Source organism: Microbispora sp. NPDC049125 (assembly GCF_040802045.1).
Taxonomy (GTDB): domain Bacteria; phylum Actinomycetota; class Actinomycetes; order Streptosporangiales; family Streptosporangiaceae; genus Microbispora.
Genome location: NZ_JBEZDW010000028.1, coordinates 42,143 through 61,737, shown reverse-complemented (window position 1 = coordinate 61,737; position 19,595 = coordinate 42,143). Strand labels below are relative to the sequence as shown.

Here is a 19,595-nt window from a genome sequence, read left to right as displayed (position 1 = left end):
AAGCTCTCTCGGCGCTTGTTTTCCGGCCGATGGCCGCGGCGGGACGCGTTTCCGCCGCGGCCATTCACACGGCGGCTATCCGTGCCCGTGACGGGCGAATGCCGTACCGGAGCAGCGGTGACGGCCGGGACCGCCGGCCAGTCGCCCGGACACCTTCAGATGGCGGGCGTGTGCCGGAGCCGTGACGACGTTGCTCAGGCGATGGTCGCCACCGGTCCGCCTGAGCCGGATCGGATAGGTGATGACGGCGGTCTGGTGGGGCTTGAGCGTGCCGCGCCAGGTCAGGGTGGAGGTGTCCACCGACACGGTGCCGTTCGTGGCCTTGACGCCGCCGGCGTACTCGCCGTCGTCCAGGACGCCGGACAGGTCATCGGTGATCTCGACCTTCGTACGCTTCGAGGAGCCGGTGTTGCGGACCGTGATGACGTACCGGACCACGTCACGAGACCGTGGTCGGCCACGCTGACAGACCGGATAGGCAGGCGCCAGCAGCCAGGCCGGGATGGCCCCGGTGATCGCGTTCGACGGTTCGGCGTCTGGCTTGAAGGGTGGTGGCGACGGGTCAACGGGCAGATCGCCGGGCGACAGATCGCCGGGCGACGGTGACGGGCCGGCGGGCGATGGCGTCGGGCCGGGGGCCGGCGATGGCGGGCTGGGCACGGCCCTCACCGTGGCCGTCGACGTGTTGGAGCCCGTGACCGCACCCGACGGCTGGGTGCCGGAGGCGGTCGCGGTGTTCACGATCGACCCCCGGTCCATGTCGGCCCGCGTCACGACGTACGTCCCCGTGCAGGTCGTCGCCTCCCCCGGCGCCAGCACACTCACCGGGCACGTCACCACCGGACGTGTCCCCGTGCCGGTGAACGACTCATCGGCCGCGCTCACATCGGTCAGGGTGACATTCCCGGTGTTGGTGACCAGGTAGGAGTAGCGCACCGTCTGCCCCGCCGCCGACACGGTCGTCGGGTCAGCCGTCTTGACCAGCGACAACGACCCGCTCGCCGCGACCGTCACCGTGGCGGTCGACGTGTTGGAGACCGTCACCGCACCCGACGGCTGGGTGCCGGAGGCGGTCGCGGTGTTCGTGACCGACCCGGCGTCGATGTCCGCCTGCGTCACCTCGTACGTCCCCGCGCAGGTCGTCGACGCCCCCGGCGCCAGCACGCTCACCAGGCACGACACCACCACCGGCGCCCCCGAACCCGACGACACGTCCGTCACCCCCACATTCGTGAGAGTGACATTCCCGGCATTGGTCACCAGGTAGGAGTAAGTCACGACTTGCCCCGCCGCCGACACGGTCGTCGGGTCAGCCGTCTTGACCAGCGACAACGACCCGCTCGCCGCGGCCGTCACCGTGGCGGTCGACGTGTTGGAGACCGTCACCGCACCCGACGGCTGGGTGCCGGAGCCGGTCGCGGTGTTCGTGAACGACCCCGCGTTGATGTCCGCCTGCGTCACGACGTACGTCCCCGTACACGTCGTCGACGCCCCGGGCGTCAGCGTCGTGACCGGGCACGTGACCACCGGACGTGTCCCGGTGCCGGTGAACGACTGGTCGGCCGCGCTCACATTTGTCAGGGTGAGGTTGCCCGTGTTGGTCAGCAGGTAGGAGTAGTTCACCGTCTGCCCCGCGGCCGACACGGTCACCGGAGCGGCCGTCTTGACCAGCGACAACGTCGAGTCGGACGCGGCCGTCACCGCCGCGGTCGAGTCGACGGAGGTGACAGGCACGCCCGACGGCGAGACGGCCGAGGCGATCGCGGTGTTCACGACCGACCCGGCGTCGATGTCCGCCTGCGTCACCACGTACGTTCCCGTGCAGGTCGTCGACGCTTCCGGCGCCAGGGTGGTCACCGGGCACGTCACCGGCACGGGTCCTCCGGTGCCCGTGGTCGTATCCGTGACACTCAGCGCGGTGAGCGTGACATTTCCGGTGTTGGTGACCAGGTAGGAGTAGGTCACCGTCTCCCCCGCCATCGTGAGGGTCGTCCGATCGGCCGTCTTCAGGAGCGCGACCGCCGGGAGCGCGTCATCGGGGACCGTCGTCGTCGAACTGGCCGTGACCGCGGGACCCGTCGGCGGGGTGCCTGACACCGTGCCGGTGTTCGTGATCGACCCGGCGTCGATGTCCGCCTGCGTCACCACATATGTCCCCGTACACGTCGTCGACGCCCCCGGGGCCAGCGTCGTCACCGGGCACGACACGACCACCGGCGCCCCTGAACCCGACGACACATCCGTCACCCCCACATTCGTGAGGGTGACATTCCCGGCATTGGTCACCAGGTAGGAGTAGGTCACGACTTGTCCCGCCGCCGTCACCACGCCTGGATTCGCGGTCTTGAGCAATGTCACGCTCGGCACCGAGCCGGCGGTGACCGTGGCCGTCGACGGATTGGACGCGGTTTCCGGGCCCGTCGGCGGAGTGCCGAACGCCGTCCCGGTGTTCGTGATCGACCCGGCGTCGATGTCCGCCTGCGTCACGACATACGTCCCCGTACACGTCGTGGAATCCCCCGGCGCCAGCGTCGTCACCGGGCAGGTGATCGTCGGAGGCGTCCCCTGCCCCAGGAAGACATCCGTCACACGCAGGCCGGTGAGCGTCGCGTTCCCGGTGTTGACGACGTTGTACGAGTAGGTCACGACGTCGCCCGCCACCGCCACCGTGCCCGGGAAGGCCGTCTTCAGCAGTGCCAGCCCGGGGGCGGACGCGATCGTCACCGTCGCCGTCGAACTGGCCGTCACCACCGGACCCGTCGGCGGCGTCCCCGACGCCGTCCCGGTGTTCACGATCGACCCCGCGTCCACGTCGGCCTGGGTGCTGACGTACGTTCCCGTACACGTCGTCTCCTCCTGCGGCGCCAGGGTCGTCACCGGGCACGTCACCGCCACAGGACCACCGGAGCCGGACGTCACATCGGTCACCCCGATGCCGGTCAACGTCTGATTGCCCGTGTTGACGACCTGATAGGAGTACGTGATGGTCCGGCCCGCCGCCGTCACCGCGTTCGGGGACGCCGTCTTCAGCAACGCCAGCCCCGGGGCGGACGCGATCGTCACCGTCGCCGTCGAACTCGCCGCCACCGGCGGCCCCGTCGGAGGCGTTCCCGACGCCGTCCCGGTGTTCACGATCGAGCCGGCGTCCACATCGGCCTGCGTCGAGACATAGGTCCCGGTACACGTCGTGGAGTCCCCCGGCGCCAGCGTCGTCACCGGGCATGTCACCGCCACAGGACCACCGGAGCCGGACGTCACATCGGTGACCGTCAGATTAGTCAGAACCTGGTTGCCCGTGTTCACGACGTCGTACGAATAGACGATCGTCCGGCCGGCCGCCGCAACCGTGCTGGGGGACGCCGTCTTCAGCATCGCCAGGCCGGGAGCGGAGGCGATCGTCACCGTCGCCGTCGAACTGGCCGTCACCGGCGGACCCGTCGGCGGCGTCCCCGACGCCGTCCCCGTGTTCACGATCGAGCCGGCGGCCACGTCGTCCTGGGTGCTGACGTACGTCCCGGTACATGTCGTCTCCTCCTGCGGAGCCAGCGTCGTGACCGGGCAGGTCACCACCACCGGGCCACCGGAGCCGGACGTCACATCGGTGACCGTCAGATTCGTCAACGTCTGATTGCCGGTGTTGACGACCTGGTAGGAGTACGTGATGGTCCGGCCGGCCGAGGTCACCGTGCTCGGGGACGCCGTCTTCAGCATCGCCAGGCCGGGAGCGGACGCGATCGTCACCGTCGCGGTCGAACTCGCCGTCACCGGCGGACCCGTCGGCGGCGTCCCCGACGCCGTCCCCGTGTTCACGATCGACCCGGCGTCCACATCGGCCTGCGTCGAGACATAAGTCCCGGTACACGTCGTGGAGTCCCCCGGCGCCAGCGTCGTCACCGGACAGGTCACCGCCACGGGACCATCACTGCCGGTCGTCACATCGGTCACCCCGATGCCGGTCAACGTCTGATTGCCCGTGTTGACGACCTGATAGGAGTAGATGATCGTCCGGCCCGCCGCCGCAACCGTGCCGGGGAAGGCGGTCTTCAACATCGACAGGCCAGGGGTGGACGCGATCGTCACCGTCGCGGTCGAGCCGGCCGTCACCGGCGGGCCCGTCGGAGGCGTCCCCGACGCCGTCCCCGTGTTCACGATCGAGCCGGCGGCCACGTCGTCCTGGGTGCTGACGTACGTGCCCGTACATGTCGTCTCCTCCTGCGGAGCCAGCGTCGTCACCGGGCAGGTCACCACCACCGGGCCACCGGAGCCGGACGTCACATCGGTGACCGTCAGATTCGTCAACACCTGGTTGCCCGTGTTCACGACGTCGTACGAGTAGACGATCGTCCGGCCGGCCGAGGTCACCGTGCTCGGAGACGCCGTCTTCAGCATCGCCAGGCCCGGGGCGGACGCGATCGTCACCGTCGCCGTCGAACTCGCCATCACCGGCGGACCCGTCGGCGGCGTCCCCGACGCCGTCCCCGTGTTCACGATCGACCCCGCCGCCACGTCAGCCTGAGTGCTGACGTACGTCCCGGTACACGTCGTGGAGTCCCCCGGCGCCAGCGTCGTGACCGGACAGGTCACCACCACCGGACCACCGGAGCCGGACGTCACATCGGTCACCCCGATGCCGGTCAACGTCTGGTTGCCCGTGTTGACGACGTCGTACGAGTAGGTGATCGTCCGGCCGGCCGCGGTCACCGCACCGGGGAAGGCCGTCTTCAGCAACGCCAGCGCCGGACCCGGCGTTCCAGTGATCGTCGTCGTCGAACTGGCCGTCACCGGCGGACCCGTCGGAGGCGTCCCCGACGCCGTACCCGTGTTCGTGATCGACCCCGCGTCGATGTCCGCCTGGGTGACGGTGTAGGTCCCCGTACACGTCGTCTCTGCCTGCGGAGCCAGTGTCGTGACGGGACATGTCACCACGACCGGCGTCCCCGAACCAGACGACACATCGGTGACCGTCAGGCTCGTCAACGTCTGGTTGCCGGTGTTCCTGACGTCATACGAGTAGGTGATGGTCTGACCGACCGCCGTCATGGCCGACGGGGACGCCGTCTTCAGCATCGCCAGCCCTGGACTGGACACGATGGTCACGGTCGCCGTCGAGCTGGCCGTCACCGGCGGACCGGTTGGCGGCGTCCCCGACGCCGTACCCGTGTTCACGATCGACCCCGCCGCCACGTCAGCCTGAGTGCTGACGTACGTGCCCGTACATGTCGTCTCCTCCTGCGGTGCCAGGGTCGTGACCGGGCAGGTCACCGCCACCGGACCACCGGAGCCGGACGTCACATCGGTGACCGTCAGATTCGTCAACGTCTGGTTGCCCGTGTTCACGACGTCATAGGAGTAGATGATCGTCCGGCCGGCCGAGGTCACCGCGTTCGGAGACGCCGTCTTCAGCATCGCCAGGCCAGGGGCGGGCACGATCGTCACCGTCGCGGTCGAACTGGCCGTCACGGGCGGGCCCGTCGGAGGCGTCCCCGACGCCGTACCGGTGTTGACGATCGATCCGGCGTCCACATCCGCCTGCGTCGAGACGTACGTTCCCGTGCACGTCGTGGAGTCCCCGGGAGCCAGCGTCGTCACCGGGCACGTCACCACCACGGGTCCATCACTGCCGGTCGTCACGTCCGTCACGCCGACGCCGGTCAACACCTGGTTGCCCGTGTTGACGACCTGATAGGAGTAGATGATCGTCCGGCCCGCCGCCGTCACCGTGCCGGGGGACGCCGTCTTCAGCATCGCCAGGCCAGGGGTGGAGGCGATCGTCACCGTCGCGGTCGAACTCGCCGTCACCGGCGGACCCGTCGGAGGCGTCCCCGACGCCGTACCCGTGTTCACGATCGACCCCGCCGCCACGTCAGCCTGCGTCGAGACGTACGTCCCGGTACACGTCGTGGAGTCCCCCGGCGCCAGCGTCGTGACCGGACAGGTCACCGCCACCGGGCCACCGCTGCCGGACGTCACATCGGTCACGCCGATGCCGGTCAACGTCTGATTGCCGGTGTTGACGACCTGGTAGGAGTACGTGATGGTCCGGCCGGCCGCGGTCACCGCGTTCGGAGACGCCGTCTTCAGCATCGCCAGGCCGGGGGCGGCCGCGATCGTCACCGTCGCGGTCGAACTGGCCGTCACCGGCGGACCCGTCGGAGGCGTCCCCGACGCCGTCCCCGTGTTCACGATCGACCCCGCGTCCACATCGGCCTGCGTCGAGACATAGGTCCCGGTGCACGTCGTCGACGCCCCCGGCGCCAGCGTCGTGACCGGACATGTCACCACCACAGGACCGCCACTGCCGGAGGTCACGTCGGTCACGCCGACGCCGGTCAGCACCTGGTTGCCGGTGTTCCTGACGTCATAGGAGTAGACGATCGTCCGCCCGGCCGCCGTCACAGTGCTCGGAGACGCCGTCTTCAACATCGCCAGCCCGGGAGCGGACACGATCGTCACCGTCGCCGTCGAACTCGCCGTCACCGGCGGACCCGTCGGAGGCGTCCCCGACGCCGTCCCCGTGTTCACGATCGACCCGGCCGCCACATCCGCCTGCGTCGACACGTACGTCCCCGTACACGTCGTCGAGGCCCCCGGAGCCAAGGTCGACACCGGGCACGTCACCACCACCGGGCCACCGGAGCCGGACGTCACATCAGTCACGCCGACGCCGGTCAACGTCTGATTGCCCGTGTTGACGACCTGATAGGAGTAGATGATCGTCCGGCCCGCCGCCGTCACCGCGTTCGGAGACGCCGTCTTCAGCAACGCCAGCCCCGGGGCGGCCGCGATCGTCACCGTCGCCGTCGAACTCGCCGTCACCGGCGGACCCGTCGGAGGCGTCCCCGACGCCGTCCCCGTGTTCACGATCGACCCCGCGTCCACATCCGCCTGCGTCGAGACATAGGTCCCGGTACACGTCGTCGACGCCCCCGGCGCCAACGTCGTCACCGGGCACGACACCGCCACCGGGCCACCGGAGCCGGACGTCACATCCGTCACACCCACATTCGTGAGGGTGGTGTCGCCGGTATTCGTGACCCGATAGGAGTAGACGATCGTCCGCCCCGCCGCCACCACCGTGTTCGGGGACGCCGTCTTCAGCATCGCCAGCGACGACGTCTGCACGGGAACCACGGTCGAGGCGATGGCGGAGGACGTCCCACCCTGAGCCGGCGTGTCGGCGCTGGCGTAGGTGACGGTCGCGGTGTCGGTCACCGTCGTGCCGGGCGCCCCCTGTCCGAGCGTGACCCGGAACTTCACGCTGGTGGACTGGCCGACCGCCAACGTGCCGCCGATGAAGGGAGTCGCCCCGGTTCCCAGCTGCGCACGGACCTGGTTGCCGACGAACTCCCCCTGGTCGTCCCCGACGGCGTCCGTCTTGGGCCCGGCGTTCGGCCCCGTGGCGATGGAGATGGTCCCGGGAACGTAGGTGGTGTTGGCGGGGATCGGGTCGGAGAGCACCACTCCCACCGCGTTGTCGTCACCGATGTTGGTCGCGGTGATGGTGTACTCCACCACCGAGCCGGGCACGGGAACGCCGCCACCCAGCACCTGGGCGGTCTTGGTCAGCCGGATGTTCGCCTGGTGAAGGTCGATCTGGGTGTACAGCGCGTGCGGCCAGTACGAATCTCCCTGTGTGCTGAAGATGACCTGGGCCGACGTGTCGTTGTTACGGAACGCCGAGGACGCGTTGACGATGTTGGAGTCGTACCCCAGTGTGTTGGTGTACGTGGGATTCCGGTTGGTCACCTGGTTGCCCAGGGTGGCGATGGTCGAGTTGAAGAAGTTGTTCGCCGGGTGGAGTGCGTCGCTGAGCGTGGTCAAAGGCCCGTTGGTGGTCTTGATGGCCAGGGAGTCACCGACGATCGCGTTGTCACCGTCGTACGCGATGTCGCCCACTTGCGCGTTCACGGTGCCGGTGACCGGCGTCTGGAACCCGGACAGTGTGATCGTGGTGGCCGCCGCTCCGGCCTGCTGAGTCAGGAAGCCGTCGAACACCGAGATGTTCCGCAGCGGCAGGGACGAGTCCCGGTAGGCCACCACCAGCGACCAGCCTCCGAACGCGCCGAGACCGTCGAATCCCCGCGCGGCCTGCACGTTCCCCACCGCGTACGTGCCGCCACCCGCCGACGCCACCAGGGAGGTGACGTCCGCGGAGGCCCCGTACACGATGCCGGTCGGGGTGAAGCCGTCGGGGGTGTCACCGATGTCACCGGCCGAGGCGGTGACCGTCTGATACGCGCCCGCACCCGGGGCCTTGATCAGCACCTGTCCGCGCCGGGCGATGTCGGGGGCGAAGCGGTTGCCCGACGGCAGCCCCGTCGTGTCGGTCGTGGTCTGGCCTCGCGCACCCCAGTACAGCCGCGCGAACGCCACCTGCGCGCCCGCCGGTATCACGAGGTCGGCGGTGCTGGAGTCGAACGTCGCGGCGTCGCTGTCCACGTCGATGAAGGTGGCGGCCACCTCGTTGTTGCCGCTGCCGTCACGGCGCGCGGGGCACGCCGGCACCTGGGGCGGATAGCAGGTGACCACGGCGTTCCCCGCCCGGGTCACCGCCCCCCGGTAGCTGTCCACGTACCGCTGCGAGAACGTGATCGGCGCCCGGCGCGCCGCCGTGTTCGCACTCGATCGAGCGGTCCGGGCCTCGGACTGCCCCTCGAACCGTGTCTCTGACTGTGTCTCGGCTTGGGTCCCGGCTTGGGTCCCGGCTTGGGTCCCACCTCGGGCCCCGGCGGACGACGCGAGCCGAGCGGCCGTACGGTCCACGGCCTCGGACGCCGGCTCAGCCGTGGCATCGGCAGGCGCTCGGCGGTCAGCCGCCGGCGAACCGGTCGCCGAACCGGTCGGCGTACCGGTCGGTGCCGGTGCGGCCTCTGACCCGGCGGCCGAGTCCTGACAGGTCCGCCCCGCCTCGGCGTCGACCACCGGGACGGACATCCGCTCAGCGGGCATCCGGCTGGCGAAGCGGATCGTGGCGCTGTCACCGGCCGCGAGATCGCCCGTCCACCTGAGCAGCGGCTTCTGGAAGGTCAGCTCGCCCGAGGTCGCTCGCGCCTCGCCCAGGATCTGCTGCTGGGGCGCGGCGGACAGATCTTCCGCGAAGCTCGCCCCTTTCGCGTCGATGCTCCCGGTATTGGCAATCTCCGCCGTGACAATCGCCCGGTCGCCATCGCGGCGCACATGGTGGGTCAGCCGTAGTGTCGGACCTGTCCGGCCCGGCCCGCAATCGAGCACGAACGACCGGCCGCCGTTCCCATCGCGAGATTCCGCGGAGGAGGTATGCGCCATTGGCCCCAGGCCGACCGTACATGCGAGGAATCCCGCCAGACTGCTCCGAAAGGAACCGCTGCGCATGAAACCGCGGACCAGCAAACCGACCTCCGTTGGCGTCGCAGTAGACATCACCGAGTTTGCGAAACGGGGGGTTTGCGCTTTCTGTCCACATGATCTTCAGCGGGACGCAGCGAAGAATACCGTTGAGGCCGCCGTCACCCGCTTATGAAATGACCTTGCATATGCCTTATTCCAGCCACGGAAGCCCCAGGCGGTTGCTGGGCGCCGACGTGCGTGTCCTGGAGACGGCGAGGGAAGGGCGTCGCCGCGCACCCAGCGGGCCTGGGGCGACTCGGCCGACTTGACGGCCACGGGAGGACCAGGACGCGAACGGCACTCCGGACAGCCGGCCAGGGGGTCACAAGGCGTCCGCAGGTCGCGGAGTTATCCACAGTTTCCACAGAGTCGTACACAGGTTCGAATGGGGTCTCCGCACGTCAGCGTTCGGCGGCTGGAGCGGTTCGCCGAGAGCGGCGCCCACGCCCCGACCGTCCTGGCCCACCCCGCGTCCTCCGTCCGCTTGACCACTGGCGAACGCGGCGGCCGCCCGGTTGACTGCACGGGTGACCGAACTGCCCGTCCCCGCCGACCTGGCCCACTTGGTGGCCGGAAACTGGGTGCTCGACGGCGACGCGGTGCCGAGAGGGTTGCCGCAACCCGCCGTCGACCTGCTGGTCATGCCTGATGGGGCGTGCCGGCTGGCCGGGCCGGAGACGCGCGGCCGGCAGGGCGCGCTGCCCGAGGGCGGAGCCCTGGTCGGGGTGCGGCTGCGTCCGGGGACGGTGACCGGGCTGTTCGGAGTCGCGGCCGACGAGGTGCCACTGGACGGGGCGCCCATCGAGGCCGTGCGGCTGGACGGGTCGGTGTCCGAGCGGCTGGCGGGGGCGCTGGCACTGGTGCGTACGCGGGCCGGGCGATGCCGGGTCGACGAGCGGGTGCGCGTCGTACTGGCGGCCATGCACGCGGCGCCAGGTGCGCCGGTGGGCCGGCATGCCGCCCAGGCCGGGTTGTCCGAGCGGCAACTACGGCGGCGGTTCGGGGTGGCGGTCGGGCTGCGGCCCAAGTCCTACGTGCGGGTGGTTCGGCTGCACCACGCACTCGCCGCCGCGCACGCCGCGGTGGCCAGGGGCGAACGCCCGGACTGGGCGGACATCGCCGTGCGCAGCGGCTGCTACGACCAGTCGCACCTGCTCGCCGAGTTCCGGGACGCGGTGGGGGCGCCGCCGACGACGTTGCTGCCGGATGTCCGTTTTCTCCAAGCCTCGGCCGGCCAGGACTAACACACTCGCCGCATGGCTGATGACGTCGTCGGGGAGATCCTCGAATGGCACCGGGAGACCGCACGGGACGGCCTCGCCGGGGACGGGGTGCGTTTCGTCGAACCGCTCGGCGCGTGGGTGGTGCACGGCTACACCGAGGTGAGCCGGGTGCTCACCGACCACCGGGTGTTCTCCTCCGACGAGCTGCGCTACAGCGCGCGACCTGTGCCGCACCGGGACAACCCGCTTCTCGGCAGCCTGTCCGCGATCGACCCGCCCCGGCACCACCTGCTGCGCCGGCTGGTCGGCCGCGCCTTCACGCCCCGGGCGATCCAGGCACTGCTCCCTTCGATCATCGACACCGTACGGACGCGGCTAACCGATGTGGACGGTGAGCTGGACGTGATCGGCCGGCTCGGTTACCCGTTGCCGGTGCGCACCATTGCCGCGCTGCTCGGAGTCGAAGCGGACCGGCTACCGGACTTCGTGCGCTGGACCGAGGCGATCACCTCCTTCGCCGGCTCGTTCGCCGAGGACCCGGTGCGCCAGGCCGCGTTCCGCGCCGCACACGCCGAACTGGTCGAGTACTTCCGGGAGGTGTTCGCCGAACACCGCGCCCGGCCCCGCGGCGACGTGATCGACACTCTGCTGGCCGCCGAACCGGACGGCAGCCGGCTCTCGGACGAGGAGTTGCTCGACTTCTGCACACTCCTGCTCGTCAACGGCCACGAGACCACCAAGACCCTGCTGGTCAACACCGTGCTGTGCCTGGCGGCTCACCCGGACGAACTGGCCCGGCTACGCGCCGCCCCCGAACTGGTACCCGATGCCATCGAGGAGGTGCTGCGGTTCCTGCCCCCGGTCGGCGGCACCGACCGGTTCACCACCGGCCCGGCCGGCATCGCCGGGCACACCGTCGAGACCGGCCGGCGGGTGATCGCCATGGTGCTCTCGGCCAACCGGGACCCCAGGGTGTTCGCCGAGCCGGACGACTTCCGGCCCGGCCGAACGCCCAACGAGCACCTTTCCTTCGGCCACGGCGTGCACTTCTGCCTCGGCGCGCACCTGGCCCGGCACGAGGTCGCGGTCGCGGTGCGCGCACTGCTGCGCCGGTTTCCTGGTCCGTGGTCGCTGGGCCGGATCGTGACCGGGCGCACCCCAGTCGGCATCGACGTGCTCGACCTTGTGCTCGTCAGCCCGTGACCCCTGACCTCAACCGACGCGACCGGACGGCAGGCCTCATCAGGTGAGCGGGAGGCCGATCAGGTGGGTGGCGCCGAGGAAGAACGCCGCACGGACCCGGTCGTCGCCCACCAGGTCGCGGACCGCCGTCGCCGAGGCGCCCGCTTCGCCGTAGCCGACCTTCAGGAACGACGGGTCGGGCGTGACGGTCGCGTCCAGTCCGTGGAGCAAGATCTCGACACCGGATCTCACCTCGGTCACGTCCCTGCAGAGCTGGATGTAGACGTCCGTGGCCAGCAGGTCGACGAAGCCCTCGCCGATGATCTGGCCGTGCCGGATCTCCTTGGCCTTCGCGGTGAAGGCCGGATGGGCGAGCCGGTGCATCAGCTCGTGCACGAGGGTCCGGATCAGCCGCCAGCGCCAGTCGGCCTTCGTCCCCCACGAGGGGCTGGGAAAGATCGGCTGGATCGAGATCTTGCCTTCACCTCCCGTGTGCGCCCCGGTCAGCTTGACGAGGGTGCCCACCTTCTTGCTCAGGAGGGCGTCGGTGCTGAGGAGCTCGTCGAGGAGGACGTGCAGCGTTTCCGAGTCGCCGGGGCGGGTGCCGTCGTAGTCGGCCTTGGCGAGCAGCGCCCCCCGTTGCTTGTCCCAGCCGATCGCCTGGGCCCTGTTGAGGAGCCAGTTCAGCCGGTTGGGGTGCTGGTTGGGCAGCTCCCAGGTGCTCTGCAGGCGTTCCGAGTATCGGAAGCCGTCGAAATACGGCCCGTTCTCCCAGGCGTCCGCGTACGGCCGGAGCCGGAGGGCGACGTACTTCTGCAGGAAGTCGGCGATCAGCTGGAGATGGTGGATCGACTCCATCTCCTGCGGGACGCCCCTGGGCCGGACCCAATGGGCGAGCTGCTCGTCCACCACCGCCACCAGCTCGGGGATGAGCTCCTTCGCGAGGACGTCCTTCCGCAGCACCCCCACCTTGGCCGTCCCGTCTTCGCCCTTGTCCGAGCCCGGCGGGTTGTAGATGAGATTCAGGCGGGCGGCCAAGTCCTGCCCGGGCGGGGTGAGCGCCTTGACGACCACGGTCGACACCCAGCCGCCGGCTCGCAGCGCCTCACGTTCGAACGCGTCGTTCTGGGCGCCAGGCATGGCCGTACGCACGGAGGCGCGCCTCATCAGCCGGGCCATCGCGCCGGCGTGGTCGAAGTCGCGAGGCAGGGCGCGCAGGTTCTTGCCGTACAGGAAGACGGCGTGGGCCAGCCACGTGCGATCCTCTTCCCGGAACTCGGCGATGTGAGGCCAGATCTCCGTGTCGTCCGCGGTCAACAGGCGGAAGGTGCTGTTGAAGTAAGCGGGGTACTTGTCCCGGCCGAGGGCGCGCAGTTGGGAGTAGTCGACCGTCGCCTCCACCGTTCCGAAGGCGACCGTGCGCGGCTCGATCGGGGTGCGCACGACATCGTTGGTCAGGGACAATGCGACACTCCAATGACTGAATGTGGCGATGATCTCACCGAGGGTGTGAGCGCCATCGGAGCGTACGTCCGGCTCCGCCGCCCAACAACCCCGCTGTCCGCGATAGGACACGGCGGGGCGCCCGCGTGTCAGATCAGAGCCGGGACCGCCCAAGCCTCGCGTGCTGGGGTCTCCCGGAAGGCTCGCCTTCGACGCTGCGGGCGAGCCTCGCCAGCGCCTGCTCCGAAGGGCTTCCCGGGGCGGCGGACATGAAGAACAGTTGCTGGCCGGATGTCCCGTTGACGGTGAGCGGCTGCAAGGTGAGGGTCAGCTCGCCGACCTCCGGATGGCGGAAGCGCTTGTCCTCGGTCACTCTGGTCCGCACGTCCTGGCGCTCCCACAGCCGGCGAAAGTCGTCACTGTGGCTGGAGATCTCCTCCACCAGCCGATGCAGGCGAGGATCGTCGGGATCCGCCGCCACCGCGCTGCGCAGCTGGGCCGTCTTGGCGATGGCCGCATGCTCCCAGTCGGTGTACACGTGCTTCGCCTCCGGGCTAAGGAAGATCATCCGTAGGCAGTTGTCCATATAGGTCAGCCCTCCGTAGAGAGCGTCGGCCAGCGGGTTGGAGGCCAGGACGTCCAACCGGCGGTCGAGCACGAAGGCCGGCGCGTGGTTCCAGCCCCGCAGCATCCATTGAAGCGGCGGGCTGACCTGCTCGGGCCGATCGGCAGACCCCGGCTGCCGTACGCCGGGGTGGGCGAGTTTTTGCAGGTAGTCGGTGGCGTCGGCGTCCAGGTGCAGGGCTCCGGCCAGCGCGGCGAGCACCTGGTCGGACGGATGACGTTCGCGCCCCTGCTCCAGGCGGGTGTAGTAGTCGAGGCTGACCCCGGCCAGCCAGGCGACCTCCTCCCGGCGCAGGCCGGGCGTCCGGCGAGGGCCGGAGTGGTTCAGCCCCGCCTGCTGGGGAGTGGTGACCTTACGGCGCGCCTGCAGGAACTCTGCGAGAAGCTTGTCGCTGCCCATTTGATGACTGTATGTCGGTATTTGTTGAGGAAGGTGGCAGTCTTCCTCCCAGTCAAAGGCGGCCACCGACCGTTCGGGGCGAGGGGTCAGGAGGCCGTCGCGCGACCCTGGTCGACGAGCGCCGAGCCGAAGACCCACGGGGAGGTCTGGGTGATGAAGTCGCCGGGGAACCCCAGCGTGAACTCGGCGGCCTGCTCCAGGCGGGCGACGCTTTCCGGCGGGAGGGTGAGGTCGACGGCGGCGAGATTGTCGCGGAGCTGGTCGGCGCTGCGGGCCCCGACGATGGGACGGACGGCGCGGGAGCGGCTCGCCGTCCAGGCGATCGCCACCTGTGAGGGCGTGGCACCGAGGTCGTCGGCGACGTCCTGCACGACTTGGGCGACGGCGTGGTCCCGGGCCGACAGCGACTCGGCGTTCAGCCGTCCGCCGGTCGCGGCTGCGTCCTTCCGCGTGTACTTCCCCGAGAGCACCCCACCGCCCAGCGGGCTCCACGCGGTGACGCCCAGCCCGAGCGACTCGGCCATCGGCAGCAGCTCGCGTTCGATGTCGCGCTGCAACAGGCTGTACGGGACCTGGAGGCCGATGAAGGGACTCCAGCCGTGCCACTGCGCCAGCGTGTTGGCCCGGGACACGACCCACGCCGGTGCGTCGGAGATGCCCACATACAGCACCTTGCCCGCCTGGACGGCGTCGTCCAGCGCACGCATGGTCTCCTCGATGGGGGTGTCGCGATCCCACATGTGCACCCAGTACAGATCGAGGTAGTCCGTGCGCAGCCGGCGCAGGCTGGTCTCCAGCGACGCCCGCAGGTTCTTACGGTGGTTCCCGGCGGCGTTGGGGTCGGCGCGATCGCGGGACACGGTGTACTTCGTACCGAGCACGAACGACTCCCGCCGGCCCTCCAGCAGCTCGCCGAGAATCCGCTCGCTGGCTCCGTCACGGTAGTTGACGGCTGTGTCGATCATGTTGCCGCCGGCCTCGGCGTACAGGTCGAGCATCTTGCGGCACTCCGGCAGCGGCGCGCCGACCCCGCCCTGCTCGCCGAAGGTCATCGCGCCGAGGATCAGGTCGGAGACGCGTAGGCCGCTCGCACCCAAAGTCCGATATCTCATGACGTGGACCATACACAATGTATGGACGGTGTGTACAGACGATATGTCCGTACGCGCTGTCGATATGCTGGCCGCATGGGTTCCCGACGGACCGCGCCCGCCGCCCGGCGATCCGGTGCCGCGCCCGCCTCCGCCGAGCTGCGGGAGCGGATCCTGTGCGCGACCCGCGAGCTCCTGCGGCGGCGCCGTTTCGACAGCCTCAGCGTCGCCGACATCCTGACCGCCGCCGAGGTCTCCCGGGCCAGCTTCTACTTCTACTTCCCGAGCAAACAGGCCGTGCTCGGCGAGCTCGTACGCGAAGCCGTGGCGCAGGGGCAGCAGGCGGCGCGCCCCTGGATCGAGGGGCAGCGTGAGCCGGTGGCCGCGCTTCGGGAAGGCGTCAGGGACGGCGCCGCTCTGTGGCGCGCCAACGCGGGCGTTCTCATGGCGATCGTGGAGAGCTGGGGCTCGGACGACGGCCTGCGCGCCCTGTGGCTCGAACAGATGAATCTGTTCACCGAGGCCGCCGCGGCGCGCATCCGGTCCGACCCGCACGCCGGCCGGCGACTCGCCGACGCGGATGTGCGCGCCGTCGCCGCGTCGCTGACCTGGATGGGGGAACGGCTCTACTACCTCGCCGCGGCCGGGGTGCCTCCCTTCGACGACGAGGAGGTCCTCGTCGACACCCTCACGAACGCGTGGACGTCACTCCTCTACGGCCACGCCGCCACCCACCCGGGAACTCCGCCGAGCCAGGCGACGTGACCGTGTCGTCGTCCTTTCGCCGCGCGCAGGCGTCCGTCGCCGGGCACCGTCAGTACGGCCATCCCGGCACGTTGAGACGCACGCTGTAGAGCCCGAAGTTGCCCGTGTCGCCACCGCGCGACGCCGTCCCCGAGGTGATGTAGAGGGTCTGCCCGTCAGAGCCGCCGAACGCCACGTTGGTGGTGCTCGCCCCCGCGGAGATCGTGCCCAGGGCCGCGCCCGAGGGCGAGTACACGTGGACCTTCGCGTCGTTGTACGAGACCTGGTAGAGGTTGCCGGCGCAGTCCATCGTGGCGCCGTCCGAACCCGCGAGCGACACGAAATCGCTGCGGGAGCCTACGCTGCCGTCCGCGTTGACCGGGTACTTGTAGACCTTCCCCGTGGCGTTGCCGCCGACGTAGAGCGTCTTGCCGTCGGGAGAAAGGACGATCCCGTTCGGCTGCCTGATCGTGTCGTCGACCAGCGAGACCACGCCGTTCTTGACCCGGAACACGCCGGTGCGGCCGGACATCTGGTCGGGCCGGTTCCCGCGCTGGAAGTTGGGATCGGTGAAGTAGACGGTGCCGTCGGCGCCCACGGTCAGGTCGTTCGGGGAGTTGAAGGCGAGGCCCTGGTACGTGGAGGCCACCACGCCACGGGTCCTGTCAGGCAGCCGGAACGACGAGACGCTGCGCTGGTCGTGCGTCGCGGCGAGGATGGTGCCGCCGTCCCGGCTGAGCGCCAGGCCGTTGCTGCCGGCGTTGGGGATGAACGTCTCGAAGGTGTTCGGCGGGGTGAAGCGCAGGATGTCCGACGGCTGGACGTTCTGGGCGCCCGTGCCGTCGTGCATGTTCGACAGCAGCAGGGTCTGGGTCGTGGCGTCCCACACCGGGCCTTCGAGGAAGTTGAACCCGTCGCGGATCTTCGTGGCGGTCAGCGTCGCCGACGGCAGCGGGTTGCCGTACGTCGCGCCCGGTGTGCACGGCCCGACGCCCGGACGCGGCGTGGACGGCGTCGGGGTTGGTGTGGGGGTCGGGGTCGGCGTCGGCGTCGGCGTCGGGGTGGGCGTCGGCGTCAGCGTCGGCGTCGGGGTGGGCGTCGGCGTCAGCGTCGGCGTCGGGGTGGGCGTCGGGGTGGGCGTCGGCGTCGGGGTGGGCGTCGGGGGGGCGGCGATGCTCCAGCGCTGGTTCGCGCCGCCGTTGCACGGCCAGATCTGGAGCTGGGTGCCGTCGGCGCTGCTGTTGTTGGCCGCGTCCAGGCACTTGCCGGACTGCGGGTTGACGAGTTGCCCCGAGGTGGCGGTCCAGCGCTGTCCGCCTGTGCCGTTGCAGTCGTAGATCTGCACCTTGGCGCCGTTCGCGGTGGAGTTGCCAGAAACGTCGAGACACTTGCCCAGGGCCCGGAGGGTGCCGTCGGTCCCGGCGGTCCACTGCTGCGCGACGCCGCCATGGCACGTCCACAGTTGCACCCGGGTGCCGTTGGCGCTGCTGCCACCCGCCACGTCGACGCACTTGCCGCCGATACCGGTGATCGGCACACCGGCGGCGGCGGCGGGCGAGATTGGCGCCTGAGCCAGGGCGAAGGCCATCACGACGGCCGCGGCGGCGGACGCGCGGGGGTGTCGCGACAGCGGACCCCGGTGACGCTGCGGTGCGGTCATGGTGGCCTCCAAAAGGGGACGCGGCCGGCCCGGGCGGCGGACGGCCATCGGACTCCGACTATGAAGTCGGCCGCACCGATACCGCAACGACGCCCGCTCGTTACGCGGACGCGCCGAAACGGGTCGCCGTGCCGCGGATCCGCCGGAAGCACACAGCGGGTTCGCGCGCTGTGAAGCTGATCCCGCTCTCCAGGGCCCCTTCCGCCCGTCGCCCGCACCCCACCGTCACCCCCCATCACGCGCCCCGGCCGGAGAGCCGGCCGGCCGGGATGAGTTCGCCTCGCATGTGAAAGATTCAGATCACCTGCCGCGCCTCGGCCGGCATCGCGGTGCCGGGACACCTCCCTTCACACCACGACCTCGTCGAAGCACTGCGGGCCGTCCGGGATGCGGGAGGCCTTCCGGTCTCTGAGAGAGTTTGTCCCAACGGACAGGAGGTGGGCCGGTGGAACCGGACGGGGTGCTGGAGCCGCACAGCCTCGTCGAGCTCTCGATGCGGCGGATCCGCCACGAGATCCTCAGCGGCGCCCTGGCGCCGGGCGAGCGGCTGATCGAGGAGCAGCTCACCCAGCGGTTCGGCACGAGCCGGGCACCGCTGCGCGAGGCGCTGCGCTCGCTGGGGCAGCAGGGCCTGGTCGAGCACCTGCCGAGGCGCGGCGTACGCGTGGCGGAGCTGTCCCGGACGGACGTGGACGAGCTGTTCGGCCTGCGCGACGTGCTGGAGCGTTACGCCGTGCAGACGGCGCTGCCGGGAACGCCCGACCTGGCCGGGCTGGCCGAGGCCCTGGAGGGCATGGCCGCGGCGGTGGAGACCGACGACCCGCTGACCGAGAACGAGGCCCACCGGCGGTTCCACGTCGCGCTGGTCGGGCTGGCCGGCCACCGTCAGCTCCTTCTGGCGTACGAGCCGGTCATCATGAAGTTGCAGCTCTACATGGCCGCGAACCTCCGCAGGGAGGCCGAGCAGCGCGCCCCCTCCGAAGGGGTGCAACGCCATCGGCGGCTGTTCGAGGCCATCGCGTCCGGCGACCCGGCCACCGCCGTCGAGGCTCTCAACAGGCACGGAGCCCGCACCTACATCGGCTGATCTCGCCGCTAACAGAAGCGTAACCGGACGGACCGGCCGCCGACACAATTCTGTCGACAATCGACGAAAGGAGGATCCCAGGAACGGAGTCCACGTGTCCGATCCGCTTCTCGTCGAGGCCGAGCCGTACGCATACGCGTTCGACCCGCGACACACCGCACTGCTGCTCATCGACATGCAACGCGACTTCGTCGAGCCCGGGGGTTTCGGGGAGACCCTGGGCAACGACGTGTCCATGCTCCAGCAGGTGATCGCGCCGCTGCGCGACGTGCTGGACGGCGCCCGCAAGGCCGGGATGACCGTCATCCACACCCGCGAGGGCCACCTGCCCGACCTGTCCGACTGCCCGCCGGCCAAGCTCAACCGCGGCGCGCCCTCGATGCGCATCGGCGATCCCGGCCCGAAGGGACGCATCCTCATCCGCGGCGAGTACGGCCACGACATCATCGACGAGCTGGCCCCCATCGAGGGCGAGATCGTCATCGACAAGCCGGGCAAGGGCGCCTTCTACGCCACCGACCTGGCCCAGGTGCTCCAGGCCGGGGACATCCGCAGCCTCATCGTCACCGGCGTCACGACCGAGGTCTGCGTCCACACCACCGTGCGCGAGGCGAACGACCGGGGCTACGAGTGCCTGGTCCTGTCCGACTGCGTGGGCTCGTACTTCGCGGAGTTCCAGCGGTACGGGCTTCAGATGATCGCCGCCCAGGGCGGCATCTTCGGCTGGGTGGCCCCCTCCGTCAACTATCTCAAGGCCCTCGAAGCGCGGAGCTGA

The 19,595-nt window shown here is 70.1% G+C and carries 10 protein-coding genes; 5 read left to right on the top strand and 5 right to left on the bottom strand.

Features of this window, described 5'->3' with window-relative positions:
- Positions 1-75 precede the first annotated feature (75 nt).
- Positions 76-9,177, bottom strand: coding sequence for a hypothetical protein (locus AB0B72_RS27935; RefSeq protein WP_367742023.1), 9,102 nt, complete (start codon positions 9,175-9,177; stop codon positions 76-78).
- Positions 9,178-9,893: 716 nt separating this feature from the next.
- Here AB0B72_RS27935 and AB0B72_RS27930 point away from each other — a divergent pair.
- On the top strand, positions 9,894-10,610 hold the full coding sequence (locus AB0B72_RS27930; protein ID WP_367742022.1) for a helix-turn-helix domain-containing protein: 717 nt from the start codon (positions 9,894-9,896) through the stop codon (positions 10,608-10,610).
- A gap of 12 nt (positions 10,611-10,622) precedes the next feature.
- On the top strand, positions 10,623-11,792 hold the full coding sequence (locus tag AB0B72_RS27925; RefSeq protein WP_367742021.1) for a cytochrome P450: 1,170 nt from the start codon (positions 10,623-10,625) through the stop codon (positions 11,790-11,792).
- Between the two features lie 39 nt (positions 11,793-11,831).
- Here AB0B72_RS27925 and AB0B72_RS27920 read toward each other — a convergent pair whose 3' ends face one another.
- The 3 genes from AB0B72_RS27920 to AB0B72_RS27910 all read right to left on the bottom strand — a co-directional run bounded on the left by AB0B72_RS27920 (position 11,832) and on the right by AB0B72_RS27910 (position 15,350).
- The gene (locus AB0B72_RS27920; protein WP_367742019.1) at positions 11,832-13,235 is read right to left on the bottom strand and encodes a hypothetical protein; all 1,404 of its coding nucleotides are present in this window, start codon (positions 13,233-13,235) and stop codon (positions 11,832-11,834) included.
- Between the two features lie 133 nt (positions 13,236-13,368).
- Complete coding sequence (locus tag AB0B72_RS27915) at positions 13,369-14,238, bottom strand: helix-turn-helix transcriptional regulator (protein ID WP_367742018.1); 870 nt, start codon at positions 14,236-14,238, stop codon at positions 13,369-13,371.
- 86 nt (positions 14,239-14,324) lie between these two features.
- Positions 14,325-15,350 carry an aldo/keto reductase gene (locus AB0B72_RS27910; protein ID WP_367742017.1) on the bottom strand — a complete coding sequence of 342 codons (1,026 nt, stop codon included), beginning with the start codon at positions 15,348-15,350 and terminating at the stop codon, positions 14,325-14,327.
- A gap of 75 nt (positions 15,351-15,425) precedes the next feature.
- On the opposite strand from AB0B72_RS27910, the gene AB0B72_RS27905 reads away from it, so the two are divergent.
- Positions 15,426-16,094: a TetR/AcrR family transcriptional regulator gene (locus AB0B72_RS27905; RefSeq protein ID WP_367742015.1), complete on the top strand. Its 669-nt coding sequence runs from the start codon at positions 15,426-15,428 to the stop codon at positions 16,092-16,094.
- Between the two features lie 49 nt (positions 16,095-16,143).
- Here AB0B72_RS27905 and AB0B72_RS27900 read toward each other — a convergent pair whose 3' ends face one another.
- Positions 16,144-17,733, bottom strand: coding sequence for an SMP-30/gluconolactonase/LRE family protein (locus tag AB0B72_RS27900; RefSeq protein ID WP_367742014.1), 1,590 nt, complete (start codon positions 17,731-17,733; stop codon positions 16,144-16,146).
- Positions 17,734-18,178: 445 nt separating this feature from the next.
- Here AB0B72_RS27900 and AB0B72_RS27895 point away from each other — a divergent pair, with 445 nt between their 5' ends.
- Together AB0B72_RS27895 and AB0B72_RS27890 are read left to right on the top strand one after the other, a co-directional pair.
- A complete protein-coding gene (locus tag AB0B72_RS27895; RefSeq protein WP_367742013.1) occupies positions 18,179-18,820 on the top strand; it encodes a GntR family transcriptional regulator in 642 nt (213 codons plus the stop codon).
- Positions 18,821-18,914: 94 nt separating this feature from the next.
- On the top strand, positions 18,915-19,595 hold the full coding sequence (locus tag AB0B72_RS27890; RefSeq protein WP_367742011.1) for a cysteine hydrolase family protein: 681 nt from the start codon (positions 18,915-18,917) through the stop codon (positions 19,593-19,595).

What these genes read in the sequence shown, in the direction of transcription:
- AB0B72_RS27910 (WP_367742017.1), bottom strand. Translation starts at nt 15,350, where the DNA reads ATGAGATATCGGACTTTGGGTGCGAGCGGCCTACGCGTCTCCGACCTG.
- AB0B72_RS27900 (WP_367742014.1), bottom strand. Translation starts at nt 17,733, where the DNA reads ATGACCGCACCGCAGCGTCACCGGGGTCCGCTGTCGCGACACCCCCGC.
- AB0B72_RS27915 (WP_367742018.1), bottom strand. Translation starts at nt 14,238, where the DNA reads ATGGGCAGCGACAAGCTTCTCGCAGAGTTCCTGCAGGCGCGCCGTAAG.
- AB0B72_RS27905 (WP_367742015.1), top strand. Translation starts at nt 15,426, where the DNA reads ATGGGTTCCCGACGGACCGCGCCCGCCGCCCGGCGATCCGGTGCCGCG.
- AB0B72_RS27925 (WP_367742021.1), top strand. Translation starts at nt 10,623, where the DNA reads ATGGCTGATGACGTCGTCGGGGAGATCCTCGAATGGCACCGGGAGACC.